Origin of the sequence: Exiguobacterium sp. TDN 0502 (assembly GCF_050846835.1) — a bacterium.
Lineage (GTDB): Bacteria > Bacillota > Bacilli > Exiguobacteriales > Exiguobacteriaceae > Exiguobacterium_A.
The window spans coordinates 143,946-168,403 of record NZ_JBOZGJ010000005.1 but is presented as its reverse complement, the minus strand read 5'-3'; the positions used below and the strand labels follow the sequence as shown (position 1 = coordinate 168,403).

Annotated in this window: 30 protein-coding genes; 18 read left to right on the top strand and 12 right to left on the bottom strand. The window is 50.4% G+C overall.

Annotation, left to right across the window (positions count from 1 at the left end; translation table 11 throughout):
- Positions 1-91: 91 nt before the first annotated feature.
- Together ACRPK8_RS07980 and ACRPK8_RS07975 are read right to left on the bottom strand one after the other, a co-directional pair.
- Positions 92-1,255, bottom strand: a complete 1,164-nt coding sequence (locus tag ACRPK8_RS07980; RefSeq protein WP_432237737.1) for an MFS transporter — start codon at positions 1,253-1,255, stop codon at positions 92-94.
- Positions 1,252-2,235 (bottom strand): ROK family protein, encoded by a 984-nt coding sequence (locus ACRPK8_RS07975; protein ID WP_432237736.1) that lies wholly within the window; start codon positions 2,233-2,235, stop codon positions 1,252-1,254. Before ACRPK8_RS07975 ends, ACRPK8_RS07980 begins: the two co-directional genes overlap by 4 nt.
- Positions 2,236-2,498: 263 nt before the next feature.
- Between ACRPK8_RS07975 and ACRPK8_RS07970 the strand changes: the two genes are divergently transcribed.
- The 4 genes from ACRPK8_RS07970 to ACRPK8_RS07955 all read left to right on the top strand — a co-directional run bounded on the left by ACRPK8_RS07970 (position 2,499) and on the right by ACRPK8_RS07955 (position 5,088).
- A complete protein-coding gene (locus ACRPK8_RS07970; RefSeq protein ID WP_432237735.1) occupies positions 2,499-3,404 on the top strand; it encodes a methyl-accepting chemotaxis protein in 906 nt (301 codons plus the stop codon).
- Positions 3,405-3,525: 121 nt separating this feature from the next.
- Positions 3,526-4,014 carry an N-acetyltransferase family protein gene (locus tag ACRPK8_RS07965; RefSeq protein WP_432237734.1) on the top strand — a complete coding sequence of 163 codons (489 nt, stop codon included), beginning with the start codon at positions 3,526-3,528 and terminating at the stop codon, positions 4,012-4,014.
- 34 nt (positions 4,015-4,048) lie between these two features.
- The gene (locus tag ACRPK8_RS07960) at positions 4,049-4,630 is read left to right on the top strand and encodes a GNAT family N-acetyltransferase (RefSeq protein WP_432237733.1); all 582 of its coding nucleotides are present in this window, start codon (positions 4,049-4,051) and stop codon (positions 4,628-4,630) included.
- Positions 4,612-5,088: a GNAT family N-acetyltransferase gene (locus ACRPK8_RS07955; protein ID WP_432237732.1), complete on the top strand. Its 477-nt coding sequence runs from the start codon at positions 4,612-4,614 to the stop codon at positions 5,086-5,088. Before ACRPK8_RS07960 ends, ACRPK8_RS07955 begins: the two co-directional genes overlap by 19 nt.
- Positions 5,089-5,339: 251 nt before the next feature.
- On the opposite strand, the gene ACRPK8_RS07950 is transcribed toward ACRPK8_RS07955, so the two are convergent.
- Positions 5,340-6,392, bottom strand: coding sequence for a C45 family autoproteolytic acyltransferase/hydolase (locus tag ACRPK8_RS07950; protein ID WP_432237731.1), 1,053 nt, complete (start codon positions 6,390-6,392; stop codon positions 5,340-5,342).
- Positions 6,393-6,552: 160 nt separating this feature from the next.
- Between ACRPK8_RS07950 and ACRPK8_RS07945 the strand changes: the two genes are divergently transcribed.
- Positions 6,553-8,259 carry a methyl-accepting chemotaxis protein gene (locus ACRPK8_RS07945; protein WP_432237730.1) on the top strand — a complete coding sequence of 569 codons (1,707 nt, stop codon included), beginning with the start codon at positions 6,553-6,555 and terminating at the stop codon, positions 8,257-8,259.
- Between the two features lie 121 nt (positions 8,260-8,380).
- The gene (locus ACRPK8_RS07940) at positions 8,381-8,950 is read left to right on the top strand and encodes a GNAT family N-acetyltransferase (protein ID WP_432237729.1); all 570 of its coding nucleotides are present in this window, start codon (positions 8,381-8,383) and stop codon (positions 8,948-8,950) included.
- On the opposite strand, the gene ACRPK8_RS07935 is transcribed toward ACRPK8_RS07940, so the two are convergent.
- Positions 8,916-9,425, bottom strand: coding sequence for a DNA topology modulation protein (locus ACRPK8_RS07935; RefSeq protein WP_432237728.1), 510 nt, complete (start codon positions 9,423-9,425; stop codon positions 8,916-8,918). The two genes, ACRPK8_RS07940 and ACRPK8_RS07935, sit on opposite strands and share 35 nt — an antisense overlap.
- Before the next feature lie 81 nt (positions 9,426-9,506).
- Between ACRPK8_RS07935 and ACRPK8_RS07930 the strand changes: the two genes are divergently transcribed.
- The 7 genes from ACRPK8_RS07930 to ACRPK8_RS07900 all read left to right on the top strand — a co-directional run bounded on the left by ACRPK8_RS07930 (position 9,507) and on the right by ACRPK8_RS07900 (position 15,017).
- Complete coding sequence (locus tag ACRPK8_RS07930) at positions 9,507-9,929, top strand: hypothetical protein (protein ID WP_432237727.1); 423 nt, start codon at positions 9,507-9,509, stop codon at positions 9,927-9,929.
- 39 nt (positions 9,930-9,968) lie between these two features.
- Complete coding sequence (locus ACRPK8_RS07925) at positions 9,969-10,409, top strand: VOC family protein (RefSeq protein WP_432237726.1); 441 nt, start codon at positions 9,969-9,971, stop codon at positions 10,407-10,409.
- An 80-nt stretch (positions 10,410-10,489) separates the two neighbouring features.
- On the top strand, positions 10,490-10,819 hold the full coding sequence (locus tag ACRPK8_RS07920; protein ID WP_432237725.1) for an ArsR/SmtB family transcription factor: 330 nt from the start codon (positions 10,490-10,492) through the stop codon (positions 10,817-10,819).
- A 19-nt stretch (positions 10,820-10,838) separates the two neighbouring features.
- On the top strand, positions 10,839-12,134 hold the full coding sequence (locus ACRPK8_RS07915) for an arsenic transporter (RefSeq protein ID WP_432237724.1): 1,296 nt from the start codon (positions 10,839-10,841) through the stop codon (positions 12,132-12,134).
- A 15-nt stretch (positions 12,135-12,149) separates the two neighbouring features.
- A complete protein-coding gene (locus ACRPK8_RS07910) occupies positions 12,150-13,808 on the top strand; it encodes an FAD-dependent oxidoreductase (RefSeq protein WP_432237723.1) in 1,659 nt (552 codons plus the stop codon).
- A 112-nt stretch (positions 13,809-13,920) separates the two neighbouring features.
- Positions 13,921-14,535 carry a flavodoxin family protein gene (locus ACRPK8_RS07905; protein ID WP_432237743.1) on the top strand — a complete coding sequence of 205 codons (615 nt, stop codon included), beginning with the start codon at positions 13,921-13,923 and terminating at the stop codon, positions 14,533-14,535.
- On the top strand, positions 14,532-15,017 hold the full coding sequence (locus ACRPK8_RS07900) for a YusW family protein (protein ID WP_432237722.1): 486 nt from the start codon (positions 14,532-14,534) through the stop codon (positions 15,015-15,017). Before ACRPK8_RS07905 ends, ACRPK8_RS07900 begins: the two co-directional genes overlap by 4 nt.
- A gap of 39 nt (positions 15,018-15,056) precedes the next feature.
- Here ACRPK8_RS07900 and ACRPK8_RS07895 read toward each other — a convergent pair whose 3' ends face one another.
- Both ACRPK8_RS07895 and ACRPK8_RS07890 read right to left on the bottom strand, forming a co-directional pair.
- Positions 15,057-15,842, bottom strand: coding sequence for an endonuclease/exonuclease/phosphatase family protein (locus tag ACRPK8_RS07895; protein ID WP_432237721.1), 786 nt, complete (start codon positions 15,840-15,842; stop codon positions 15,057-15,059).
- Entirely contained in the window at positions 15,839-16,369 is a 531-nt protein-coding gene (locus ACRPK8_RS07890) for an N-acetyltransferase family protein (RefSeq protein ID WP_432237720.1), read from the bottom strand. Before ACRPK8_RS07890 ends, ACRPK8_RS07895 begins: the two co-directional genes overlap by 4 nt.
- Positions 16,370-16,450: 81 nt before the next feature.
- On the opposite strand from ACRPK8_RS07890, the gene ACRPK8_RS07885 reads away from it, so the two are divergent.
- On the top strand, positions 16,451-16,867 hold the full coding sequence (locus ACRPK8_RS07885; protein WP_432237719.1) for a GNAT family N-acetyltransferase: 417 nt from the start codon (positions 16,451-16,453) through the stop codon (positions 16,865-16,867).
- On the opposite strand, the gene ACRPK8_RS07880 is transcribed toward ACRPK8_RS07885, so the two are convergent.
- From ACRPK8_RS07880 to ACRPK8_RS07870, 3 genes are all read right to left on the bottom strand, one after another.
- Positions 16,864-17,325, bottom strand: coding sequence for a hypothetical protein (locus ACRPK8_RS07880; protein ID WP_432237718.1), 462 nt, complete (start codon positions 17,323-17,325; stop codon positions 16,864-16,866). The genes ACRPK8_RS07885 and ACRPK8_RS07880 overlap by 4 nt on opposite strands.
- The gene (locus tag ACRPK8_RS07875; protein ID WP_214723164.1) at positions 17,322-17,531 is read right to left on the bottom strand and encodes a helix-turn-helix transcriptional regulator; all 210 of its coding nucleotides are present in this window, start codon (positions 17,529-17,531) and stop codon (positions 17,322-17,324) included. Before ACRPK8_RS07875 ends, ACRPK8_RS07880 begins: the two co-directional genes overlap by 4 nt.
- A 170-nt stretch (positions 17,532-17,701) precedes the next feature.
- Complete coding sequence (locus tag ACRPK8_RS07870; RefSeq protein WP_432237717.1) at positions 17,702-17,983, bottom strand: hypothetical protein; 282 nt, start codon at positions 17,981-17,983, stop codon at positions 17,702-17,704.
- A gap of 214 nt (positions 17,984-18,197) precedes the next feature.
- On the opposite strand from ACRPK8_RS07870, the gene ACRPK8_RS07865 reads away from it, so the two are divergent.
- From ACRPK8_RS07865 to ACRPK8_RS07850, 4 genes are all read left to right on the top strand, one after another.
- Entirely contained in the window at positions 18,198-18,374 is a 177-nt protein-coding gene (locus ACRPK8_RS07865; protein WP_200904894.1) for a hypothetical protein, read from the top strand.
- Between the two features lie 80 nt (positions 18,375-18,454).
- The gene (locus ACRPK8_RS07860; RefSeq protein WP_432237716.1) at positions 18,455-19,510 is read left to right on the top strand and encodes a flavin monoamine oxidase family protein; all 1,056 of its coding nucleotides are present in this window, start codon (positions 18,455-18,457) and stop codon (positions 19,508-19,510) included.
- Positions 19,507-20,418 (top strand): PhzF family phenazine biosynthesis protein, encoded by a 912-nt coding sequence (locus ACRPK8_RS07855; RefSeq protein WP_432237715.1) that lies wholly within the window; start codon positions 19,507-19,509, stop codon positions 20,416-20,418. Before ACRPK8_RS07860 ends, ACRPK8_RS07855 begins: the two co-directional genes overlap by 4 nt.
- Positions 20,390-20,995 carry an HAD-IA family hydrolase gene (locus tag ACRPK8_RS07850; RefSeq protein WP_432237714.1) on the top strand — a complete coding sequence of 202 codons (606 nt, stop codon included), beginning with the start codon at positions 20,390-20,392 and terminating at the stop codon, positions 20,993-20,995. Before ACRPK8_RS07855 ends, ACRPK8_RS07850 begins: the two co-directional genes overlap by 29 nt.
- 41 nt (positions 20,996-21,036) lie before the next feature.
- Here ACRPK8_RS07850 and ACRPK8_RS07845 read toward each other — a convergent pair whose 3' ends face one another.
- The 3 genes from ACRPK8_RS07845 to ACRPK8_RS07835 all read right to left on the bottom strand — a co-directional run bounded on the left by ACRPK8_RS07845 (position 21,037) and on the right by ACRPK8_RS07835 (position 23,988).
- Entirely contained in the window at positions 21,037-22,218 is a 1,182-nt protein-coding gene (locus ACRPK8_RS07845) for an MFS transporter (RefSeq protein ID WP_432237713.1), read from the bottom strand.
- Positions 22,219-22,226: 8 nt separating this feature from the next.
- A complete protein-coding gene (locus tag ACRPK8_RS07840) occupies positions 22,227-22,817 on the bottom strand; it encodes a TetR/AcrR family transcriptional regulator (protein WP_432237712.1) in 591 nt (196 codons plus the stop codon).
- 118 nt (positions 22,818-22,935) lie between these two features.
- Positions 22,936-23,988 carry a hypothetical protein gene (locus ACRPK8_RS07835; RefSeq protein WP_432237711.1) on the bottom strand — a complete coding sequence of 351 codons (1,053 nt, stop codon included), beginning with the start codon at positions 23,986-23,988 and terminating at the stop codon, positions 22,936-22,938.
- Positions 23,989-24,458 lie beyond the last annotated feature (470 nt).

The following is a 24,458-nucleotide window of genomic DNA, read 5'->3' as shown; positions in this document are numbered from 1 at the left end:
ATTGAGTCCGCCAAGCACTTGAGAATCCCACCCTCACCAACGGTGTGGGCTTGCGGCTTTAGCCGTGGGAGTGTCAATCATCCTTTCTTCATTAGGAGGCTTTAGCTAAACGTTGTTTGAATAACATCCGGTTCAAGCCTTCCGTTGCGATCAGCATCAAGAAAATCAGTCCAATCGCAAACCAGTGGAACAGCGACAGCGAATATGTCGTCGCGAGCCAACCGAACAGGGGTGGCATGAACGTACTGCCGGTATAAGCGAATGCCATCTGTACGCCCATCAGACGTTGCGCCGCAGCCTCCCCGAACCGAACCGGGGTCTCATGAAGCATTGCCGGATAAATCGGCGCGAGACCAAGTCCGACAAGGACGAAGCCAAGCGGCATCCAAGTTGCGGGTGCGAGGATGAAGCAGGCAGCACCAACGAGTGCCGTCCATTGACCAACACGAATCAAACGACGATTCGACCAGCGCAGAGACAGAAAACCACTAATGAAGCGTCCCGCCGTGATACTACCGTAATAGACGGAAACCCACGTTGCCGCCGACGTCACCGAAAATGACCGGGCTTGGACGAGATAACTGCTCCCCCACAGACCGACAACGGCTTCGACGCCGCAATACAAGCAAAATGCAGCGAGGGCAGCCATCAGTCCGCGTGGTTTGCCGGTCGATGTATGAGCAGTCTGGACTTGTTCGGAAATCTGTTTCGGCGCCCGTTTCCAAAGCGGCAAACTGACGATCAAGATGAACATCAGGACAAGCTGTAGCGCACCAACGATGAGGTAACCGGAGCGCCATCCAGAGTCGAGCAGCACACCAGCCATGATAAGCGGACCGGCCGTCGCGCCAATGCCCCAGAAGCAATGGAGCCAGTTCATATGATGTGCTTGATAGTGGGTAGCGACGAAATGATTGAGTGCTGAATCCACGACGCCGGCTCCGAGCCCGAGCGGAACTGCGAGGACAAAGAGCCAAATCAGCGACGGCGCAACGAAAAAACCGAGCAATGCGAGTGCCGTCAGACCAGCGGAAGCAGCTGTGATCCATCCCGTCGAATAACGCGCAATCAATCGACCGCTAAATAGACTCGAGACGATCGTTCCGGCAGCAATCGTCATGAAGAGCCAACCTGCCATATCGAGTGGTGCATCGAGATCAAGGCGCATCACAGGCCACGCTGTGCCGAGCAAGGCGTCCGGCAGTCCGAGACTGATGAAAGCTAGATAAATCAGAGGTAACAATAAACGAGTCATCGGGGTAGTCCTCCTAACGGAATCTGTTCAATGAACGACTGAATGCCGAGTTGCATCAGACCGTCCAGGTAATCGTTCTCCCAGTCGCTTAGGCACAACTGAGGCAATTTGTCGAGCGGAAATCGCTTGGCACATCGGTTCGTCAATGTTGCTAAAACGTCATCGGTAACATCTGACGCTGCGAACAAAATGACGTCCGGATTTAAGGTGACGCTAAACGACAGGACAATCCGGCTTAATGCCTCGTACCAGTCGTCCGAGTGCGGGTCCGCCGTTGCAAGGACTTGACCGACGTTTTGATTCCCGTCAAACGGGATGAACGAGATTTCACCAGCAAAATGATGTGCGCCACGGACGACGCGGCCGGATACGGCGATACCGGCTCCTGGTCCATTCGATCCGAGATAAAGGTAGACGGTCGTTTCATTTTCCTGAGCCGGAGCGATGACAGCTGCGTTCATGTCATTCTCGACGACGACCGGTCGTGCGAATCGTTCCGTCAATTCTTGCTGCAACGGGCGACGGTCTAGCGTCGGATAATCCGGGGCGAACAGGATGGATCCTGTTTTACCGACGGCACCGGCGACACCAACCGCCACTGTCTGAATGCGCGGATTCTCCTCTAGAAGTCTTGTTACCGTTTTCAATAATATTGAAAAATGGTCCTGAGTATCAAATACGACCCGATCAGTCGCCGTCACATTTCCGCCGACGTCATGAAGGCGGTAGTGCAGATACGTCCGCTCGAGATAGATGGCGAGACCGTGAAAATGTCCTGTCCGGTACCGGTACCGCTTTGCCGGTCTGCCGCCGCGGATTAATTCGAATGGTGTCTCTTCGATTTCCTGTGCAGTGAGTAATTGATCAATCTGTTTCCGTGCTGTCGGAAAACTGACATCGAGAACGTTCCGGACGGCAGGGATCGTATCGAGCTGGTCGATCAAAAACGCATGACGGATGCGTGAAAAGAGTGCAGTCACATGTATGCCTCCAATCTTACTTATTAAATTTTTTTAATAAGTATCGGTTTGAGTATAGCAGAACGTAAGCGGAAAACAACTTTTAAAATAGAAGTAAGTAAAATGAATATTTGGGGCGATGGTGTTTAAAAAATGCTTCCTTCGGTTATTATTAGAAGACACCTAAAAAATTTTAGTCATATATCTTCAATTCATACTATTCCGACATGTAATATCTTGGATAGCCTGCAGTAAAAGGTAGATGGCGAGAGGAGACAACAATTATGACCACCCCAATGTCGATCGACCTTGGATCTGAGGATATTCTAGTTTCATTACGGGATAACGTCGCGATGATCCGTTTTGACCGCCAACGTCGTGTCGTCGACGTCAATGGCTTGTTTGCCAAAACGATGAAGTATAAACGGGAAGAGATGATCGGGATGCACCATCATCTATTCTGTACGTCGGAATTTGCGATGAGTGACGACTATCAGGCTTTTTGGCATAAACTGTTCAGCGGGTTCAGTGCAGCGGACAAAATCGAGCGGATCGATGCCCATGGTCAGTCGATTTGGCTTGAGGCAACGTACATGCCGATTTATGACGGACCGGAAGTAGTCGGTGTTCTTAAGATTGCATCGGATATCACGGACCGGCAGCAGACGATTCAACAGTTTGCGACGTCTTTTGATACGATCGCAAGCGACTTGAACACCCGCTCAAGACAAGGAGAGCAGGAGAGTGAGGCGTTGCGGGGAACGATTGAGCAAATGGCTGCAACGACACGGGAGAATCATCAGACGATTGAACGTCTGCAACAGCAGGCACAGGATATTTCTCAAGTCACGGAAACAATCAAAGCGATTGCGTCGCAGACGAACCTGTTGTCGCTCAACGCTTCGATCGAGGCGGCGCGGGCAGGGGACCACGGCAAAGGGTTCAACGTCGTCGCGACGGAAGTCCGCAATCTCTCGAAACTGGTCGAGCAGGCAGTCGTCGACGTGCGGCAAACGACCCAGCGGATGAACGATGAACTCAACCGAATTGCCCGCGCGATGACACAGGCATCGACGGATGCGCAAGCAAGCGTCACCGTCGTCGCGGAAACAGTCGAACGGTTCCATGACGTCCAGAGTGCGGCGTCTGCATTGACGGAGACGGCACAGGACTTCACACAAGCGATCTAAAGCGATACCTAACAGGCGGCATCCCGGTGAAGCGGGATGCCGTTTTATTTTGTTGAAACCTTTTCACGCTTTGGAATAATATGTTAATATACTACAAAACGAAAAAAGGAGCGATTCAACAATGAATATCCGTCCTGCCCGTCCTGACGATTTCGAGGTTTTGATTCCGCTGTTTCAGCAAATTCACGATCAACATGTCGCCTTACGCCCTGATCATTACCGTCCGCAACAGATGCCGGTACCAGAAGACGTATTCCTGTCACAACTCGAGCGACCGGATTTCGCCCTGCTCGTCGCAGAGCATGAAGGGCTTGCCGGTGTGATCGTCTTAAAAGAGGACATCGTCGAAGGGAGTGACTTCGTCTTTGATAAGCATTACTTACGCGTCATCAGTCTCGTCGTCGCCGATACACATCAAAAGCAAGGCGTCGGCAAACGATTGATGCAAGCTGCTTACGCACATGCGCAAACGGTCGGATGTGACCGGATCGAGCTCGGTGTCGATGATGACAATCAGAAAGCGATCGCCTTTTACGAAGCGCTCGGTATGGACGTCCGCTCAAGACGAATGGAATGGAAGGTGACGTCAAGCAGGGAAACGACGACGTGACGTCAAACAACAGATACTAGAAAGGGGAGATGTCATGTTCACTTTACAGGTTTCAGAGAAAGTTTCACTACGCTTGATTGAGCGGCATCATGCAGAGGCATTATTTGCACTCGTCGATGCCAACCGCGAGCATCTACGCGAGTGGCTCGGCTGGGTCGACGGCGCGACAGATGCGACTACATATCGGGAATCGATCATTCCTGCCTGGCTAGAACAGTTCGCAAACGGGAACGGTTTTACGTGTGGCGTCTATTTAGAAAATGAACTCGTCGGAACGCTTTCCTTACACGAAATCAATCGAAGTCTCGAAATGACATCAATCGGCTATTATTTAGCGGGGAATGGTCTTAAAAAAGGCATCATGACTGACGTCGTCCGGTACGTGACGAATTATTGCTTCGAGATACTCGATCTTAACCGGGTCGTCATCGAGTGTGCGACGCGGAACATGCGGAGTAGACGCATTCCAGAGCGGCTTGGGTTCACGGAAGAGGGTGTCTTGCGGGACACTGAGAAATTGTACGGTGTCTATCATGATGTCGCCGTCTATGCGATGTTACGTCGGGACTGGTCAGCAAAAACGCAGGAGGTGACGACATGCGCATCGAGCAAATGAATCAAGCGACGTATGACGCTTATTTACCGGTCGCGATTGAGGAGTATGCGAAAGAGAAGTGTCGAGCCGGCACGTGGGCGGAAAACGAGGCGCTTGAGAAAGCAACAGCAGAGTTCGCGGCACTGTTACCAAATGGTCTGAAAACGAAGGATCATTATTTGTTTGCGTTTCGTGATGAGACAGGGCATGATATCGGGATGGTTTGGATTCATGTGACAGAGGAGTCACGCGGACGTTCCGCCTTCATCTTCGATATCAGGATTACGTCCGATAAACAGAACCAAGGCTACGGGAAAGAAGCGTTACGCTTGCTTGAAGTGATGGTAAAACGGATGAACGTCAAAAAGATTTCGTTACACGTCTTCGCGCATAACGAACGGGCGATTCATGTCTATGACTCGCTTGGGTATGAGAAGACGGATTACTATATGTCGAAACGTCTCGATGACAGCCATTAAAAAGGGGCTGACACAAAAGTCGGTCTCTACAAAGATAAGGGTGGCAGAATGATGATCTGATTGCCTGATCTCATAATAAAAACAATGACGCGTCACACGCCACTCCTACAGGAAAAAGCGCATCTTTGCGCTGTCAGAGACAAACAAGACCCGCTTTCCTGCTTAAATGAAGCGGGAAAACTGGCTTGTGTCTCGCCTGAGGAAAGGGCGTGAAAAGACGCGTCATTCTTTTTTGAGTCAGCCTCTTTCGTTTAACGCCATGTCTGTAAGGTATTCGCGAACTGGATGTTCGTCTCAAGTTCTCCCGTGATTTCGTTTGCTGCGAAATCATTGCCAGCAAGCCAGTCGGCAAAGTCGAACGTGACCGGTTCCTGGTCACCACCGAGTGCGAACCAGACCTTTAACTCCTCCGGGAAATAGGCAGACGTATGGATCGTTCCTGCCCACTGAGCGTAAAGATCAGCGAAGACCCCTTTATCGGTATCGTTGAGTAACCGGAAAGCGGACTCCGCATCCTGAATCATGTGTTGATGGGTCTTCAGCTCCATCATCCGGCGTTTGGAATCATCGAGATGGTACCGGTTCTCGTGTTGGAGCAAATCGAAGTGATTGGTGCACATGTTTGTCTCGCGCACCTGTACATCGCGCGCCGTCGCCTCGATGACGAATGAACGCGCCGATTTATCGTGAACGACGTAAGTGAACGACCCGCGATGCGGAATTTCCTTGACGAGTGAAATCGCATCCTCGACCGACGTACACATCTCGAGAATGATGCGTCCGATCATGAAACTGACGAATCCGTCGCCCGGACGGCGACGGTTGATGAAGTTATAGCCCATCGCAAGACCATGTTCGTTCATCCCGTCCATCCGTCCCGTCACACGTGATGCCGGACCGATGATCGCCGATCCGCCATCGTTTGGCTGAAAGACAGAGAAGCGTCCATCGTACGTCATCGGATGATAATCGTAGTTACGGACGAGGAAATTATCCCCGGTCATGATCGAACAGCCGCTTTTCGGTCCTTCGACGCGGTAATGTCCGAAATGGAGTAACGTATCCGCTAACGACAGTTCAAGCTCATCCTGGAGTCCGAGTAATTCATCCCACATATACGGGGCATATCGGAGAAACATCTCCTTCGTCTCGGCCGGGTCGACCTGAAAACGCGGAACCCGGATTTTCCAGTTGTCCTCCCGGTTATGGAGCAACTGATTTCGTTTGACGTAACGGCCTTGTTCGCGGCCGAAGTCATAGTGACTGCCGCGGAACTGAGTGATCTCATTGGCTACTCGTTGCATGTGATCCACCCTTTCTTCTGCTACTGTATGCTGATTATATCGAACAAGTGGCAGAAAGTCGTACGACAGGTCCTTGACCGGGCACATCAAAATCAAGGAATATTGAAAAATCAATCAACTTTTTCATTCTTACACCGATAACAAAACGGGAGGGGATAGAATGAAACACATGTCAGTCAGACGAAAGATTCAAGCGCTGATTGCGACAGCGGTCATTGCGATGTTGTTGATTGCAGGAGCTGCGCTGTATTTCTTGAATCAGATGTCAAATGCTTCACGCGCGATGTATCAGGAAAATCTGATGCCGATCCAGGAAGTGGCACAAATCCGGATCGATACCCGGGCTCTTGATTCCTTTTTGGTCGAGATGATCTTGACGAAGGACGATGCACGGGTCACGCAGCTACAGGCGGAGATCGACACCCGCCAGGCGCAAATCCGGTCGTCGGTCACAAAAGTCGAGAAGTCAGGGCAATTCACGGCACAATCGAAGAAACAACTCGAGGATCTCAAGGATAATGTCCTCGCATACGATAATTCGATGACGATCGTCCAGGATGCGGCGACACGCAACGAGACGGAGGAAGCGTATACCGCTTACTCGGATGGACTCGAGCAGGTGCGGGATAATGTCGCAAGCTCGGCAAAACGGCTGATGGCGTCGATGACGAAACAGGCGAAGGAGCTGGACGCTCAAAATCAAGCGGAAAAACAAACCGCCTTTTACTTAATGCTCGGTATCTTTTTACTTGCAGTCCTCTTGTTTGCGGGACTCGCTTTATACATTACGCGTCTCATCACGCACCCGATCCGACAGCTTCAAGGTTGGATGGATCAATCAGGCGGCGGAGACTTAACGATTCGGGGCGATTACGACTCAAAAGACGAACTCGGTCAATTGACGGCATCGTTCAATGAGATGATTGCGTCACAGCAACAAGTCGTACTTGAATTGACGGGAACGGCAGACCGCGTTGCCGTTGCATCAGATGAGCTGAGCGTCAATGCGGAATCGACGACGAAAGCAACCGAGATGGTCGCCGTGACAATGGAAGAGATGGCAAGCGGTGCGAGCCAACAGCTGCACCAGGTGTCGGATGCTTCACGGACAATTGAAGAGTTGACGACATCGGTCCGCCATGTTGCCGGTAATGCGCAACAGATGACGGAACGGACGGCTGAGGCGATGGACAAGGTCTCTAAAGGTGGTCAGGTCGTCGGCACACTCGGAACACAGATGGGACGGATTCAGGAAGATTTCACGCGTCTCAGCCAGGTCATCGATGGTCTCGGAAACCGGTCACAGGAAATCGGTCAGATTACCGATTCAATCAAAGGTGTCGCTGCCCAGACGAATCTGCTTGCGCTAAACGCAGCAATCGAGGCGGCACGCGCCGGCGAACAGGGACGCGGGTTTGCTGTTGTTGCAGCGGAAGTCAAGACGCTTGCGGAACAATCGGCGGTCTCGGCAAAACAGATCGAAAACTTGATCCGTGTCATCCAGCAGGAGACGGAAGCATCAGTCGTCTCGATGGAGAAAGTCTCGACTGAGATGACGAACGGAATTGCCGTCGCTGATCAGGCGGGCGCATCGTTCTCCGATATCGAGACAGCGATCACCGACGTGACCGGACACGTCGAGGAAGTGTCCGGTGCCGTTCAGGAGATGGCAGCGGCAAGCGAACAGATTGCTTCGGTCATGCGGACGATCCAGGCGGTGACGGAAGGAACGGCTGCCGGAACACAAAACATTTCCGCTTCGACCGAGGAGCAGATGGCTTCGATGGAAGAAATCGCATCGGCGTCCCAGTCGCTTGCGACGATGGCGGAAGATTTAAAACAAGTCACAGGCAGATTCACTGTTTGATGCAACGACCACAGGATTATTTCTTGTGGTCGCTTTTTTTATGGAAACGAGTGGAAATGAGAAGGGATGTGAAGGCACGTGTCGTATGTAAAGCAAGACAACCAATGAAGGAGGAATAAAGATGGCGTTTCAACCTTTAGCTACAAAACGATTGAAGTTAGTCCGTGTCACGGAGGAACATACCGAGGCATTATTCGAAGTATTATCCGATTTGCGTGTGACGCGGTTTTATGGGATTGATCCGCTGGCATCGATCGAAGAGGCAGAACAAATCATTGGCTCGTTTGACCAGACATTTGCAGCACGCCGTGGTATCCGCTGGGGCATGGTGGACCGCGCTACAGGACGCTTCATCGGAACGGTCGGACTGAATAACTGGAGTCCGTATGCCAAAAAGGCAGAGCTCGGATTTGAACTGCATCCTGATTTTTGGCGGCAAGGATATGGGTCGGAAGCGGTTCAGGAAGTCATCCGGTTTTCGTTCGAAGAGCTTGGTCTATTTCGTCTCGGTGCCGTGACGTTTCTTGAGAATGAGGCGTCATACCGCTTACTTGAAAAACTTGGGTTTACATATGAAGGCGTGTTACGCGGATATCTCTATCAAGATGAACAATCGCATGATGCGCGGATGTACGGGCGCTTACGAACGGATGTCGTCACGCCTCCGGCAAGGATTGAAGAAACTGTTTGACGCTGCGTCGGGATGTCAGATGAACGGTCTGTTTATCGGACATCGTTTCAAGTGTTGAAAGGATACCCGGTCGTTTGTCGACCGGAAAACGCCAGATCCATTTCAGAAAATCGAACGATAGTTTCTCAGGACAGCCTGCCGCCATATCCGGTCGACCGGTCTTGCGATAGCGCCACGTCCGCTTGAGTGCCCGGTAGAGACACAGCGTCCGCGGGAGATCGAGAAAGATGATTGTATCGGCTGCTTCGATCCGTATATCAAGCGTCCCGCCATAGTTCCCGTCGATGATCCACGTATCCCGCGCCGTGAGCGTTTGTTGAATCTGGCGTTGCTCCTCACGTGGCACAGCCTCCCAGTTCGGACGCCAGAGTAATGTATCCAGGTGGTCGACCGGATAGCCGAGTTTTTCGCCCATCTCGCGGGCCAGTGTCGATTTACCGGACCCACCAGAACCAATCAAGATGATTTTTTGCATCATAGACCTCCTATTTTTTGTCATAGAAATTGATCATACCACGGTTTTCTAGTCGAGGATAGAACGAAAGGAGGGAATGAGATGGTACCAAATTTCATAATCGAAGGCATGTCGATTGTTTTTCTATTGCTCATACTGGGATGCGGTGTGATGGTTCTTTCGAAACGCTGGAAGCGGTATGGCTTGATTTTGTTAGGTTTGGTGGCAATCGGGTGCAGTTCCTTTTGGTACATTCGACCGACACTTGTCAATCAACAGATTGCTGAAAATGAGAAGTTGCTGAAGATGGAACTGGCACGTCAATTCCCTGATGAAGTCTACACTACCAAAACACAAACATTTTCATATGAGTCTTCGGCGAATCCAGATTCAATCGAAGTCGAATTTGAGAACGAACCGAACGTAACTTATTTTCTAGATATGGATGGGGACCGGATTACTCTGTCCAGTTTTATCATAAAAAACGAAGAATGGGCATATGAATTACAACATGAATTCAAATGAGAGAGCCCTGTCCATTGATGAAAACATCGGAGGAAACAGATGACAATCAAACGAACCGATCATATCAGTCTAAATGTTGTGGATTTAGAAGAAGCAGTTCGCTTTTTTACGCATTGTGGGCTTGAAGTGCGCGGACGATGGGAAATAGAAGGAACACTGCTCGATCAGCTGCTCGACTTACAGGGGGCAAAGACGGAGTGTGTCGCCCTCGGAGTCCCAGGTGAAGCAGTTTGGCTTGAACTCGTTCGCTTTCAGGAGCCGCATGATCCGTCTAAGAAAATGCATCCTGTCTATGCGAATGGACTACGTCATGTCTGTTTTGAGGTAACAGCACTCGAGGTTCTCGTCAATCGTCTAGCGAATATGGGCTATCAGCCGATTGGAAGCATTGCGGATTACGAGCGCGATTATCGCCTCTGCTATGTGCAGGGACCAGAAGGTGTAATCGTGGAGCTGGCAGAAAAAATCGATCCCGAATAAATACGGGGTCGATTTTTATTTTTCTGTTGTATAACCGAATGGTTATATTATAATCTGAATGAAGAAAGGACGGGATCATCATGCCACGAATCAATAGCGAGATAGAGAGGATGAGTCAATACCTCAAAGGGTTAAGTGATCCGGTACGGCTCGACATCTTGCGTCGCCTGCAGGTGCGGGAGCACTGCGTCTGTGACTTGACGGACGCGTACACCATTTCACAACCTGCCATCAGCCGACATTTGAAGCGATTGCGGGAACAATCAATCATCAGTGAACGTCGGGATCGTCAGTGGATCTATTATCGCGTGAACCGGGAACATCCCTATTACGGTCATCTGGCACGTCTCCTGACACAGTTCGATACAGCAGATGTGCAAACCAGTTCCTGCACCGTAGCGGAAATCTAACAGAAATGAAGTGAATTAATTGACAGCATCACAATGGCTTGCGATCGGAATCTTTCTGATCACCTTATTTTTAATCATCAAACAACCGAAAGGACTCGGCATCGGGTACTCAGCGATCGGGATGGCGGTCGTCGCGCTTTTAACGGGCGTCGTCGAACTGGGAGACGTTGCGACCGTCTGGGGGATCATCTGGAACGCAACGTTCACCTTCATCGCCTTGATCATCATCTCATTGATCTTAGATGAGATCGGCTTCTTTGAGTGGGCCGCGTTACATATGGCTCGCATCGCGCGCGGCGGCGGTCTCAAACTATTCATCTACATGACGTTACTCGGTGCCCTTGTCTCGGCTTTGTTCGCGAATGATGGGGCTGCCTTGATTCTGACACCGATCGTCCTCGCGATGGTCCGGCACTTGAAGTTACCGGACGCGGTCGTCTTAGCATATGTCTTCGCCTCCGGCTTCATCGCCGACACGGCAAGTCTGCCGTTCGTCATCTCGAACCTCGTCAATATCGTCTCGGCGGACTTCTTTCACATTGGTTTTACGGAATATGCGGCGCGGATGGTCTTCGTCAACGTCTTCTCGGTCGCTGGGAGTTTGCTTGTCTTGTATCTCTATTTCAAAAAGCAGATCCCGAACGTCTACGCCGTCGAAGACTTGGCGAATCCAACCTCAGCGATTCGCGACATGCGGATGTTTCGTGCTTCTTGGATTGTCCTTGGTTTGTTGCTCATCGGGTACTTCACGAGTGATGCGATCGGCATTCCGGTCAGTCTCGTTGCCGGTATTATCGCTGTCTTCTTTTTGCTCCTGGCGCAAAAATCACCAAGCGTTGCGACGAAGAAGGTCCTCGCCGGTGCCCCGTGGGCGATCGTCTTCTTCTCACTCGGGATGTATATCGTCGTCTACGGTCTGCGTAATGCGGGACTGACGCAAGTTCTTGCGGAGTTGATTGAGTGGATGGCGACGAATCTCGCAGCGGCGACGTTCGGGATGGGCTTCCTTGCCGCCCTATTGTCCTCTGTCATGAACAATATGCCGACCGTCATGATCAATGCGTTATCAATCGAGCATACGGCAACGACGGGAGCGATCCGCGACGCCTTGATCTACGCGAATGTCATCGGTAGTGACCTCGGTCCAAAGATCACACCGATCGGTAGCCTTGCGACATTACTGTGGTTGCATGTCCTGCGTTCGAAAGGGGTCCGGATCGGCTGGGGACAATACTTCAAGATCGGCACCGTCTTGACGATTCCGACGCTCGCGATCGCGTTGCTCGGTCTTTACATCAGCTTACTGCTCTATTAAAAGGAGGACGTTACTATGACAAAACTACTTATCATCGGCTCGGTCGCTGCCGGCACATCGGTCGGGGCAAAGGCACGCCGGAACAGCGAAGACTTAGAGATCACGATTTACGACCGGGACGAGGACATCTCCTATTCCGGTTGTGGGATTCCGTATTTTATCGGCGGTGAGATCGCTGAGCTTGACGAATTGACGCCACGCGACGCGGCATTCTTCAAGAAACGTTATAACATCGACGTCAAGACGCGTCATAACGTCGAAGCGATTGATCACGAGACGAAGACAGCGACGATCCGTCATCTTGATACGGACGAGACATTCACGGACACGTACGATACGCTCGTTTTTGCGACCGGTGCCTCAAGTATCATTCCGCCGCTACCGGGCGTTGATCTAGAAAACGTCTTCCCGGTCCGCAATATCCGCCATGCCGACGCGATTCGCCGTTACGTCGATGAACAGGGACCGAAACGTGCCGTCATCGTCGGTGGTGGGTTCATCGGGCTCGAGATGGCGGAGCAATTGACGTATCGCGGCATCGAGGTGACGCTTGTCGAACGGTTGCCGCAAGTCATGCCCCCACTAGACGTCGATATGGCGAAACGGGTCAGCGACCACCTCGAAGCAAACGGTGTCATCTTACGGCTCGGTGAGTCCGTTGCTTCGTTTGAAGGAGCAAAGACGGCTCGTACGGTCGCCCTTGCAAGTGGTGAGACAATCGAGACGGATCTCGTCATCCTGTCTGTCGGTGTCAAACCGAATACGCAACTCGCACAGGCGATCGGTGTGACGATCGGGCAGACCGGGGCGATTGCCGTCAACCAAAAGATGCAGACGAATCTCCCGGACGTGTATGCGGTCGGCGACGTCGCGGAGAGCTTCTCTGTCATCACCGGTCACCCCCTCTACCGGCCGCTCGGTTCGACGGCGAACAAGATGGGACGGATTGCCGGAATGGTCATTACCGGTGAAGCGATCGAACATCGTGGGATTCTCGGAACGGGCATCTTCAAAGCGTTCGATCTGACGGTCGCCCAGACGGGATTGTCGGAAAAAGAAGCACGGGACGCCGGGTATGAGATCGAAGTGTTGCATAACATCAAGCCGGATCGCCCGGAATATCTCGGCGGGAAGGACATGGTCATCAAGGCGATTGCTGACCGGAACGATGGACGCGTCCTCGGTGCGCAAATCGTCGGACCGCAAGGGGTCGATAAACGGATCGATGTCCTTGCGACCGCGATCAGCTTCAAAGCAAAAGCGGAAGATTTGTTCCATCTTGATTTAGCCTACGCGCCGCCGTTCTCGACGACGAAGGATCCGGTGCTGTATACCGGAATGGCACTCGATAATGCGATCAAACAGGCTGCCCGCCTGAAGACACCGAATGACTTAATGGAAGAGGTTGCTGCCGGGAAGGTCTTCCAAGTGATCGATACACGCTCACGTGCCCAGTTCGAGAAGAGTCATGTCGACGGTGCAATCCATATCCCACTCGGTGAACTCCGTCTCCGGGCGCAGGAGCTTGATCCGAAACTGCCGACAATTGTCTACTGTAATAAAGGCGTCACCGGAAACGCGGCGCAGAACGTCTTAAAGAATCTCGGATTCACGGACGTCTGTAATTTGTCCGGCGGCAATCAAAACTATCAACACATCAAATCGTGTCTATAATGAGGAAAGTCTTCGCGAAAGCGGAGGCTTTTTTGTTTAATGATGAATAGATTCAGGAAAGGACTAAGGATGGATCCGATAGTCTAATTTATGCGGGGAGGATGAAATCATGATGCATGCCTTATTTTTGAACTGCACATTAAAAGCATCACAAGAACCATCGAACACGGAGGCATTAATCCACGACGTAATCGCGTACTGGGAGCAAGAAGACGTCGAATCGGAAATCGTCCGTGTCGTCGATCATCCAGTCGCATTCGGAGTGACGGACGATGAAGGAGACGGGGACGGGTGGCCAGCGATTTTCGAAAAAGTCAAACAGGCCGATATCGTCGTCATCGGGACACCGCTGTGGCTCGGTGAAAAAAGTAGCGTCGCGACACAAGTCATTGAGCGGTTATACGGAGGGAGCGGCTTGACGAACGACCGTGGTCAAGCGATTTACTATAATAAGGTCGGCGGGGTCATCGTCACCGGCAACGAGGATGGCGCAAAGCATGCGTCTGCCTCCATCTTATATGGGCTATCGCATATCGGGTTCACGATTCCACCGAACGTCGATGCCTACTGGGTCGGTGAAGCAGGACCGGGACCGTCCTACATTGAAGCGGGACGGGACAATGACTTTACGAAACGGCATGCCCAGTTTTTAGCTGCCAATCTGTTGCATCTCGCTCGCCTTTTAAAAGCGCATCCGATTCCAGCAGAAGGGAATGTAATGGAATGAGGAAACGCCGGATGACAGGATATGGGGTAGCCTCGTTATTCGCGATGAGTTTGATGGTGGTTGGATGCGGTAACGATGAGACGGTGACGGACAAGGTCGAGGAAGGGTCGACGAATGCGAATACGTCCGATGATGCGATGGCAGACAAGGAGACGGTCACGAAAAACGCTAAGACGGATTACGGATTTACGCATTTTTCAATCGAAGCGGACGTTGACGGAGAACGGGATGCAATCGACATCAGCTATGACTGGGACGATGGGAAGACGGAAGCTGAATATCGCTATAAAGGGGGAGCGAAACAAGGCGATGCAGCGATGGCGGAGCTCGATCCGAAGTTCAAGAACTTGAACGTGGATGGTAATACGCCTGAAGAAGAAGTCATTGCCGAAGTGGAGCGAGTTTTTGCGATTCAGGATGCTTCTCCTTTAGAAATCGAAATCGACTTTACGGACGAAATCGAAAAAGAATATAAAAAATAAACAACAGGTCGGCGCTTGAAAGAGCATCGACCTGTTGTTTTAGTGGAGTCTCAATTGCGCGAACACCCCGTAATGATCACTCGGTAAAAGGTGATGTGGCAGGCGGTGGTTTCCGATGAGTCGGACCTGTTGCAACGTCACCGGTGAAGGGGATCGCTGACACAGGAGCCAGTCATAGCGGACGGGTATCGTGACGCCGTCATTCTTCTTTAGGTAAGGATTCGTGACCGGATCAAGTGTAGTAGCGGCGGTTTGTCCCGTCCGGGCAGCAAAGCTGTCCGCAAGGTCGACCCAGTCCTGTAGTGCCGCTTGATGTAGCAAAGAGCCTGGACCGTCATTGAAGTCACCGCCTAAGAACTCGATCGTTTCGTCATTTGACTGGGAGGCGATCCATGCATTGACGAATTGCAGTTGATCGAGCCGGATGTCTGACGCACGCCAGTTGAAATGAATGTTCGTCACGGCAAAATGAATATCATCGATCGTAAACGGGATCCGAATCGCACAGTGGTGGTTAATGTTTCTTGTCGCAACCGCGCTTGAATCCGTCCGCTCGAACGGCAGCTTCGTCAAAATGGCAAGTCCTTCGTCTAGTGAATCCATGTAAGGATCCATCATCCAATAAGGGTATCCGGTTGATTGCGCCAAATGCTCGGCGATCGAGACGAACGGTTCGTCCGGCTGAAACGTTGACATGACTTCTTGTAGCAGGAGAATGTCTGGTTGGTGTTGCTTGATTTCCGCGCACAATGCATTGAACCGTTCTTGTCGTTTGTGCGGATGATGCCAAATGTTATAGGTCGCGATTGAAACCGAACGGCTCATAGCTCGAGTCCCATCAGGACGGTATCGTAATAACAACCGTCCGATAATAACCGGTCATGACGTAGTCGTCCTTCTTCCTGAAACCCATGCCGCTGATAGAGCCGGATGGCACTGAGATTCGTTTCGACGACCTCGAGCTGAATTTTTTTAAGAGATTGTGCATTTGCCCACGTGATCACCCGTTTCAAGAGTTGGGTACCGATCCCTTGTCCCCATTCGGACTGCAGCACACCGAGTCCGAATGATGCCTTATGCGCAAAACGCTTTAAATGAAATCCGCGACATCGGGCGTAGGCGACCAGTCGTCCTTCGCATTCGACGACGAGGATGCGGTCGGGAATGGATGATGCACGGAGTTGGTCCGCGAAATCAGTCGCTGTCATCACGTCCTCACCGGGCATCCGGTCAAAGTATTCCGTTTCCGCGTCGAGTACTTGGCGGAGTTCAGCGAGTGCCTCAGCGTCACTCAGCCGTGCCGGACGAATCTGATAACGTTGTGTATCAAACGAGTGGTGCATCGTCTGCATGTGTAATCCTCCGTTCGAATTGGAATATGCTATCATTATGGCAGGAATGGTATCATTTGTAAATTTAAGGAGGGGAACAGTTTGAAGATTCGCTTAGGAACAAAAGAGGACGGGACGTTCGTCCGCGAGCAATTGATTGCCTATAATCGGCAGTATGTCCCTGAAGCCTTATATGAACAATCCGGTGAACTTTGTTTTACAGCTTATAATGAGACGGGCGATTGCATCGGAGGCATTACCGCTTCTTACGGTTGGCAACATATTCATGTCCAGTTTCTTTGGGTGAGCAATACAGCACGACAGGCAGGTGTCGGAACCAGCCTGCTACAAGCAATCGAAGCATATGCGAAGGGAGCGGCGTGTACGAAAATCCTTTTGGATACGTTTGATTTTCAAGCACCAGACTTTTACCGCCAGCATGGTTATGAAGAGTATGGGCGTCTGACCGATCATCCATCGATTGGACAAACACAATATTTCTTCGTCAAGCGACTTTAACGCCGGACGTGTACGATCCAAGCCGACATATATGTGAGTGTTCCGATTGATAAGACAAGAGCAATCGCATAAAACGGAAATGCAGGGTACAGTTGAAGTAATGGTTGCTCGAACAAAAAGGCGATCATTAGGACGGGGAGGCTGATTAAAAAGGCGACATACGCAGCACGCGTCGCTTTCCCGGTAATGAGTGCCTCGCGTTCGTCTGAGTCAGAAAACTCTGCTGTTGCAAACGAGCGCGAACGATCTTCCCGTAAGAAGTAACTGACGATCGAGAGGAGAATCGCAATCACAAGGACAGGAAGGACGCCGATTAGGTTTAATTCAAGCGACAATCCTGTACCAGATACCGGGTCATCTCGAAATAACTGCAGATTCGCATGAATGGCACTGATGAGATAAGCGGCTAAAAAGTAGAGACAACAGTTTAATAAAGATTGAGTGATAACGCGTTTCATCGGGATTCCTCCTCTAATTGAAATAGTTCTTCGATCGGACGATCAAATACACGGGCAATCTGCATCGCGAGTAAGAGCGACGGCGTATAACTTCCTTTTTCAAGCGAGATGACAGTCTGGCGCGTCACGCCGATCCGTTCAGCGAACTGCTCCTGCGTCCACTTATGCTGTTGACGATACAAGCGGACATGGTTCGTCAGCTTCATCTGACGACCTCCTTTCCAGTTGTTTACATTGTAAAGTCTGATTTACATTTTGTAAAGTCAACTTTACTTATTCAGTATGAAAAACCACCGAATCGTTTCGATTCAGTGGTGAAGCCGTACATGATCGATTGTGACTCATCGTATAAAAGAGAGAAGTCCTCCCTTAATAATCACAGGAGGTACGGCGTTACAATGACTGCTAAGAGACATGAGAACGTCGTAACGACTTGGTGATGACGTAAAGATAAGAAAAGCGTGACCAGTCCGGTGATCGTTACGCCAGATAAAATCCATCCTATTAAAAACTCCGTGTCATTTGAAGCAATCGGAATGCTCAATAAATAAGCTGTCGCATGCGGAAAGTAATTCATAGCATCTAAAAGGATACCGCCAAAGACACCAATCAGCAGTAAGCCGATCGACAGACGAAATAGTGATTTACGTTGAATCATACAGATACTCCTGTCTTGTTCGATTTGACGCGTGAGTTTGTTATTTTGCGTCTATTTACTTGAATTCTACAAAAAGAGTCGAATCCCTCTCTGTTATCTTTCTCGGAACTTTATCAAAAATCCTTGCATCTACACATCAAACGGAATATTCAGACAATTATCGGGTATTCTCTTGAAAACACCATCGCCGATTCAGTGGAGAGGAGAAGAGAAGATGATGCCTGAACTGATACCGGATGACCGTGAGCTTGAACGAAGGATTCGGATTGTCCATTTGTTGCGAAAACTGGGCAAGACAGACGAAGCGATTGCCCGATCCTTGTATGTACCGGTCGAATGGGTTCAATCCATTTATGAAGAAGACGACTGGCAGCAAATGCAATCATCCTAAGGCAAGGACGTCTCGTCCTTGTTTTTTCGCGTGTTCCAGTATACTGAAATAAGAAGAACAGCTAGAGAGGATGAAAAGTGATGCACATTGCCATCATTGGGGCGGGAATCAGTGGGCTGTATCTCGCGACGCGCCTGCAGGAGCTTGGACACAACGTGACGATCTATGAAGCACGTGACCGAATTGGTGGACGAATCGAGACAGTTGATTTCGACCTAGCAGGACAAACGTACGCTTTTGATCTTGGACCAACTTGGTTTTGGCCGGATAGTGAACCGCTGATGGTCGATTTGATCGATCGGTTGGATTTACCGACAATAGAACAGTATTCGACCGGAACTCTCCGACTCGAACGGGCGGAGAAACCGATTGAGTCACATGTAGTCGCAAGTCAACCGACGGCGTTGCGTCTCCGTGACGGAATTCGTTCTGTTGCGACAGCACTCGCTGCACAACTCAAACCGGGAACGATTCAACTCAAGTCTCCCATCAGTCAGATCGATGCGACGGATCGGAGCGTCATCAGATTCGAAAAGAGGAGTCAGCCGTACGACGAGATTGTGCTTGCACTTCCCCCGCGTCTAGCGGCGAAACTGACATTCACACCTGCCTTACCTGAAGCAGTCCTCGCGGAACTCGAAGCAGTACCGACCTGGATGGCGCAACAAGCCAAATGTCTAGTTCTGTACGATCAACCGTTTTGGCGGGAATCGGGCTGGTCCGGTCAAGCGATCAGCTGGAACGGGATGTTGCAAGAGATCCATGACGCTTCTCCACAAGACGGACTTGGAGCATTGTTCGGTTTTTTCCGTACGGCGGCGAGCGAACGACAAACACTGACAGAGAGTGAAATCAAAGAAGCTGTCCTTGAACAGTTTACTCGTTTGTTCGGTGAACAAGCGCTTCAACCAATTGGTTGGTTGTATAAAGATTGGTCGACCGACGTGTGGACAGCGACACGCGCGGATGCTACTCCACTAGTCGCTTTCCCTGACTATCATACGATTGATTTCGGAGCGGAACACGCAGCGATTTCCCTGATTGGAACAGAGGCGGATGCCAGTCATGGTGGGCATCTAGAGGGTGCCTTACGATCCGTTGAACGCTATTTAGAAAAGAGAGGAGAAGAAACATGATCGAGACGCTACATTATGATGTGTTCACAACGACACCTGGAGCAGGTAATCCGGCAGGAGTCGTCTTACGCGCTGATCAATTGTCGGAGCAAGAGATGCAGCGGATTGCGCGGACGAATGGATTCACAGAGACGACGTTTGTCCTGTCGTCCGATCAGGTAGACTATCGCATGCGTTACTTTGCACCGGAACGAGAGATGAACTTATGCGGACACGGCACGATTGCTGCACTGACTGCTTTAGAGACAACCGAACGTTTACCGATAACGCTACAAGTCGAAACGAAATCAGGAATCTTACCAGCGTCACGATTAGCAAACGGGATGTTTCGTTTGCAACAAGGGCGACCTGAGATCCAACCTTTCGAAGGTAACATCGATCGAGTCTTAGCATCGATTGGTCTAGGCATGCAACATCTCGATCAAAGATTTCCGGTCGTCTATGGCAGTACTGGCAACTGGACTCTTGTGTTGCCGATTCGACGTCTGGAAGACTTTAAGCAGATGATACCTGATAATGCGCGTTTCGCAGCCGTTCTTTCAGATCATCCCAAAGCATCGATTCACCCGATCTGTTTAGAGACATATGATTCAAAGGCGATTTTACACGGACGCCATTTTTCAGCGACGGGGGCAGGCAGTATCGAAGATCCGGTCACGGGAACAGCAAGTGGGGTGATGGGTGTCTATTACCGAAAATTCATTCAGTCACTTGAAACTGAAACAACGATCATCATCGAACAAGGACACGAGGTGGGACGACCCGGGCAAGTCGGAATCCGGATTTCCGGAGAAGGTCTTGATCATAGCAACTGGAAAGTCGAGATGGATGGGCAAGCCGTTTATGTCGGAGTAAAGCGCACGGGAGAGGAAAAGGCAGATGTTGAAACATTTCATTTGGGATTTTGATGGTACGTTGTTTGATACATATCCTGTATTGATCGATCTATTCGTGGAATTGCTCGAACGTGAGGGGCGACTGGTTGAGCGAGAACGAGTCGCTCGGCTGATGGCGATTTCCGCTCAAACGACGTATGCGGCATTTGGCGTAACGGACGAATTCATCACGACATACAAACAACAGAAAACAACGATCGAGTTCGACCGCTCGTATCCATTTCCGGGAATTCAGAAACTGTTAGAGACGCTGTCGGAGAGAGGTGCGACCCACCATATCGTCACCCACCGGGGGCAGTCGATTCACGCTTTACTTAACAAGCATCAGCTGACACATTATTTTCAAGATGTTCTGACGGCTGAACAAGGCTTCGCCCGGAAACCGAATCCAGAAGCCGTTCAGTACCTGATCGAACAGCATCAGTTGCAACTATCTGAAACGATCATGATTGGCGACCGGGAACTTGACGTCTTAGCCGGATATCACGCTGGCATTGCAACGTGTCTCATCAGCGATCAACCGAGTGAGACGGTTGCGACCTACATTGTTCCATCTCCAGATCGATTACACGAACTCTTGTTGACATAACAAACAGCCCCGCTTCCAGTGATGGAAACGGGGCTGTTGAGTTAAGAAGACAATTGATCCGCTTCGGTTGCTTCCGTGCGTAGGGCGCGCCAGAAGTACGTCAGTAAAATACCGACCGCGAGCATCACTGTCGCGAAATAAAACGGATAGTTCAAATTGACGTCGAACAATAATCCGCCAACGATTGGTCCGAGAATGTTCCCGATGCTCGTAAACATCGAGTTCATTCCACCGACGAATCCTTGTTCATCCCCGGCGATCTTCGAGAGATAGGTCGTAACGGCAGGGCGCATCAGGTCGAACCCGACGAACACGACCATCGTCACGAGAATGATCGAGAGGTAGTTCGTCACGAACGTCATCAAGACGACGAGGAGCGTCGAACCGATCAAGCTATAGCGGATCAAGCGGATCTCACCGAACCAGCGTGTCAACCGGTCGAACAATCCGACCTGGACGATGACACCGACGATCGCTCCGAGCGAAATCGCAAGGGCGATGTCCTTCGCCGTGAAGCCGAACTTGCGGTCGACGAACAGCGCGAACAGGGATTCGAACGAGGCGAGACCGAACGACGCGATCAACAGGACAAGAAACGCGATGAAATAGAGTGGGCTGAACACTTTCCGGAAACCGGTCTGTTGTTTGACGGTCGTCGCCTCATAATGCCGTTTTGGCTCTTTGAGTGTAAAGACGGACAATACCATCGCCGTCAGACCGAAGGCAGCAGCGAAAAAGAACGGCGTCCGCGAGCCGAGGTCAGCGAGAAATCCACCGATCCCGGGTCCGATGATGAAACCGGTCGAGATGGCAGCAGACATATATCCGAGTGCTTTCGGACGGGTCTCATTCGTCGTAATATCGGCAATGAAGGCCGTGACGGCAGGCATGATGAAGGCCGCACTGACGCCGCCGAGAATCCGAGAAGCAAAGAGCACTTCAACGTTTTGACCGAGACCAAACAACAGCTCCGACATGCTGAAGATGAACAGACCGATGATGATCATCGGTTTGCGTCCGTACTGATCGACAGCGCGTCCGGCAAGCGGCGACAGAATCAATTGTGCAAACGCGAAGGCGGATACCATGTATCCGACCGTCGCTCCAGAGATGCTTAACTCATTCATGATTGTCGGGGTGACAGGAATGACGAGACCGATGCCTAAAAAGGCGATGAATAAGTTGAGCAATAATGTACTCAGAATCAAAGTATTGTTTTGCATAGGTCACCTCAGTTGAATTTCGACATACCGCGCCAAACGATCGGCCAAACGGCTTTCTGTCGAGCGTGAAACGCTTCGACGCCGTTATAGACGAGTTCCGTCAACGTGCCTTCCGCGACAGTCAGATAAGCGAGAGCGGCACTTTTGTAATCCGTGGAATAGAGAATCCGTTCCGTCCGGTCCCGTTCGCGCAGTAAACGAGTCAATAAACCGTGAAGCGCGTCGAAGAACGGGTTAAACCGTTCGGTCATCTCTTGTTCGAGTTTCTCCGGTGGGAAATAGGCAGCACGGAGGATGAACCGCATTAGATCGTCTTGCTGCTCCGAGATGAACCAGTCGAAGAAACCATGCAACGACTGCTCAAGCGGGTGATGCCGGGTTTTCGTGAAGTACGTGGCGAATCGACGCTTTTGTTCCTGCAAGGCATAGGTCGTCGCCTGCAGGAAGAGATCGTCCTTGCCTTTATAGTGCGCATAAATCGACGGTTTTTTGATGCCGACCTCTGTCGCAATCTCTTGCAGTGAGGCACCCTCATAGCCATGTGCCGCGAAATGATGGATGCTCGTCTGTAGGATTTGTTGTGCTTTCAGCAGAATCACCTTCCTAACGTTCGTTAGGTAAAACTGTAACAGGGATTTTTGATTGAAGTCAACCGCTTCGTCTTACAACGCAAAAAAAACTGACTCCGCGATGGCGAAATCAGTTTAAAAGGAATCATTATTTGTTCATGACACGACCGCGCGTTGCGACACGTGAGCCGACGATGCCGGCGAATGATGTGAAGATCAGTGTCAGAAGGAGTCCGACGAACGCCCAGATCGACACTTTTGATGCTGTTTGTGTCGCTTGTTCCGTTTGCTGACGGACATCCTGAACCGTTTTCTTCAAGTCAGCTGAAGTCTCATCAAGCGTTTGTTTTGCGTTGTTGATTTGTTGTGTTGTTTCTTTTGTTGCTGTATTAAGACCATCGACGATATTTTGCGTCGCTTCGTCTGCTTCAGCCCCTGTAAGGTCAGTATTTTTCGAGACTGCGTCTGCGATTTTTTCCTCATCAACCGATTTTTCGATTTTTTCAGCACGGGCAGTTAACGAATCCCCGAGATCTTGAACGATTTTATCGAAGTTTTCCGGTTTCGTGATCGCTTCTTTTCCGGCTTCCGTCACATCGTCCTTAACGGCATCAAGCTGTCCTTGCAAGTAGTTCGGTTGCAATTCTTTAATATCCGTGTCTTTCAAAATTTCTTCGACATTGCCATCGAGTTCTTTTGTATCGACTTCAGAGACGTTCTTTGTAATGGAGTCGAATCCTTTTGAGGCAGCGTCCGTTGCTGTCGAAGCGACGGAGCTGATTCCGTTTCCGGCAGCGCCTCCCACTGTTCCGAGCAGAGAGCCGACGGACTGTAGCGTATTGACTGTCGTGAACGTCAAGAGAGCGAACAAGAGAATGACACTTGTCGACCAGGTCAAGAATCCATGGACAAGACCGGCACGGGCTGACGTGACACCGGAAACGAATCCGGCGACGAACAGTGAGATGAGTAACGACAAGATCGCCCAAATGATCAATCCAGTGCCGACCCCATCAAACGGATTATTTGACGTCACGTCCGTGACACCGAGTCCGATCGCTGAACCGATCAAGCTGAATAGAATCAATAAAGATAAAAATGATACCACACCGGCAAAAATCGAGCTCCAAGAGATGTTCCGACCGGCACCGTCTGATTCCGCTCGGAAATGTGACGAAAAGCCTCTGTTTGTTTTTTCCATAATAAGCACTACCTCTCCCCAAATTGGTCTTTCAAGTTTGAGATGTTCATGAATGACAAAGCTTCATCTCACGTTTCTTACGCGCATAGCTCTTATATTTCCGGGAATCCGGATAGAGAAACCTAGTATTACAAGTATATGATTAATGGTCGGGCGAACTTCAATTCTGTGATTGAAGCTGTTCTCGCTTTCAACATTTCGTATGGCTTTGTCAAGTCAGTGCGAACCGTATCGACGTTGGAAGAAGCAACGATGTTCCACATCATCAGGACAGTGGTCTATCAAATGGAAGACATATAGGTGACAGCACATTATAAAATATGATTGCAACAATCGAAAAAAACAGCTTCTTTTTCGGAATAGACCAACGTATAAAAGAAGACTAAGATTTTTTTGATTCATACATGGTTTTCCATTTAAATGTTAATTTAATCTGTCGATAATAATAGTGGATTCTAAAAAAATAAAGG

Excerpts from the sequence above, each read along its gene's own strand:
- ACRPK8_RS07980 (WP_432237737.1), bottom strand. The coding sequence starts at position 1,255 with ATGACTCGTTTATTGTTACCTCTGATTTATCTAGCTTTCATCAGTCTC.
- ACRPK8_RS07970 (WP_432237735.1), top strand. The coding sequence starts at position 2,499 with ATGACCACCCCAATGTCGATCGACCTTGGATCTGAGGATATTCTAGTT.
- ACRPK8_RS07965 (WP_432237734.1), top strand. The coding sequence starts at position 3,526 with ATGAATATCCGTCCTGCCCGTCCTGACGATTTCGAGGTTTTGATTCCG.
- ACRPK8_RS07960 (WP_432237733.1), top strand. The coding sequence starts at position 4,049 with ATGTTCACTTTACAGGTTTCAGAGAAAGTTTCACTACGCTTGATTGAG.
- ACRPK8_RS07955 (WP_432237732.1), top strand. The coding sequence starts at position 4,612 with ATGCGCATCGAGCAAATGAATCAAGCGACGTATGACGCTTATTTACCG.
- ACRPK8_RS07950 (WP_432237731.1), bottom strand. The coding sequence starts at position 6,392 with ATGCAACGAGTAGCCAATGAGATCACTCAGTTCCGCGGCAGTCACTAT.
- ACRPK8_RS07945 (WP_432237730.1), top strand. The coding sequence starts at position 6,553 with ATGAAACACATGTCAGTCAGACGAAAGATTCAAGCGCTGATTGCGACA.
- ACRPK8_RS07940 (WP_432237729.1), top strand. The coding sequence starts at position 8,381 with ATGGCGTTTCAACCTTTAGCTACAAAACGATTGAAGTTAGTCCGTGTC.
- ACRPK8_RS07935 (WP_432237728.1), bottom strand. The coding sequence starts at position 9,425 with ATGCAAAAAATCATCTTGATTGGTTCTGGTGGGTCCGGTAAATCGACA.
- ACRPK8_RS07930 (WP_432237727.1), top strand. The coding sequence starts at position 9,507 with ATGGTACCAAATTTCATAATCGAAGGCATGTCGATTGTTTTTCTATTG.
- ACRPK8_RS07925 (WP_432237726.1), top strand. The coding sequence starts at position 9,969 with ATGACAATCAAACGAACCGATCATATCAGTCTAAATGTTGTGGATTTA.
- ACRPK8_RS07920 (WP_432237725.1), top strand. The coding sequence starts at position 10,490 with ATGCCACGAATCAATAGCGAGATAGAGAGGATGAGTCAATACCTCAAA.
- ACRPK8_RS07910 (WP_432237723.1), top strand. The coding sequence starts at position 12,150 with ATGACAAAACTACTTATCATCGGCTCGGTCGCTGCCGGCACATCGGTC.
- ACRPK8_RS07905 (WP_432237743.1), top strand. The coding sequence starts at position 13,921 with ATGCATGCCTTATTTTTGAACTGCACATTAAAAGCATCACAAGAACCA.
- ACRPK8_RS07900 (WP_432237722.1), top strand. The coding sequence starts at position 14,532 with ATGAGGAAACGCCGGATGACAGGATATGGGGTAGCCTCGTTATTCGCG.
- ACRPK8_RS07895 (WP_432237721.1), bottom strand. The coding sequence starts at position 15,842 with ATGAGCCGTTCGGTTTCAATCGCGACCTATAACATTTGGCATCATCCG.
- ACRPK8_RS07890 (WP_432237720.1), bottom strand. The coding sequence starts at position 16,369 with ATGCAGACGATGCACCACTCGTTTGATACACAACGTTATCAGATTCGT.
- ACRPK8_RS07880 (WP_432237718.1), bottom strand. The coding sequence starts at position 17,325 with ATGAAACGCGTTATCACTCAATCTTTATTAAACTGTTGTCTCTACTTT.
- ACRPK8_RS07875 (WP_214723164.1), bottom strand. The coding sequence starts at position 17,531 with ATGAAGCTGACGAACCATGTCCGCTTGTATCGTCAACAGCATAAGTGG.
- ACRPK8_RS07870 (WP_432237717.1), bottom strand. The coding sequence starts at position 17,983 with ATGATTCAACGTAAATCACTATTTCGTCTGTCGATCGGCTTACTGCTG.
- ACRPK8_RS07865 (WP_200904894.1), top strand. The coding sequence starts at position 18,198 with ATGATGCCTGAACTGATACCGGATGACCGTGAGCTTGAACGAAGGATT.
- ACRPK8_RS07860 (WP_432237716.1), top strand. The coding sequence starts at position 18,455 with ATGCACATTGCCATCATTGGGGCGGGAATCAGTGGGCTGTATCTCGCG.
- ACRPK8_RS07855 (WP_432237715.1), top strand. The coding sequence starts at position 19,507 with ATGATCGAGACGCTACATTATGATGTGTTCACAACGACACCTGGAGCA.
- ACRPK8_RS07850 (WP_432237714.1), top strand. The coding sequence starts at position 20,390 with ATGTTGAAACATTTCATTTGGGATTTTGATGGTACGTTGTTTGATACA.
- ACRPK8_RS07845 (WP_432237713.1), bottom strand. The coding sequence starts at position 22,218 with ATGCAAAACAATACTTTGATTCTGAGTACATTATTGCTCAACTTATTC.
- ACRPK8_RS07835 (WP_432237711.1), bottom strand. The coding sequence starts at position 23,988 with ATGGAAAAAACAAACAGAGGCTTTTCGTCACATTTCCGAGCGGAATCA.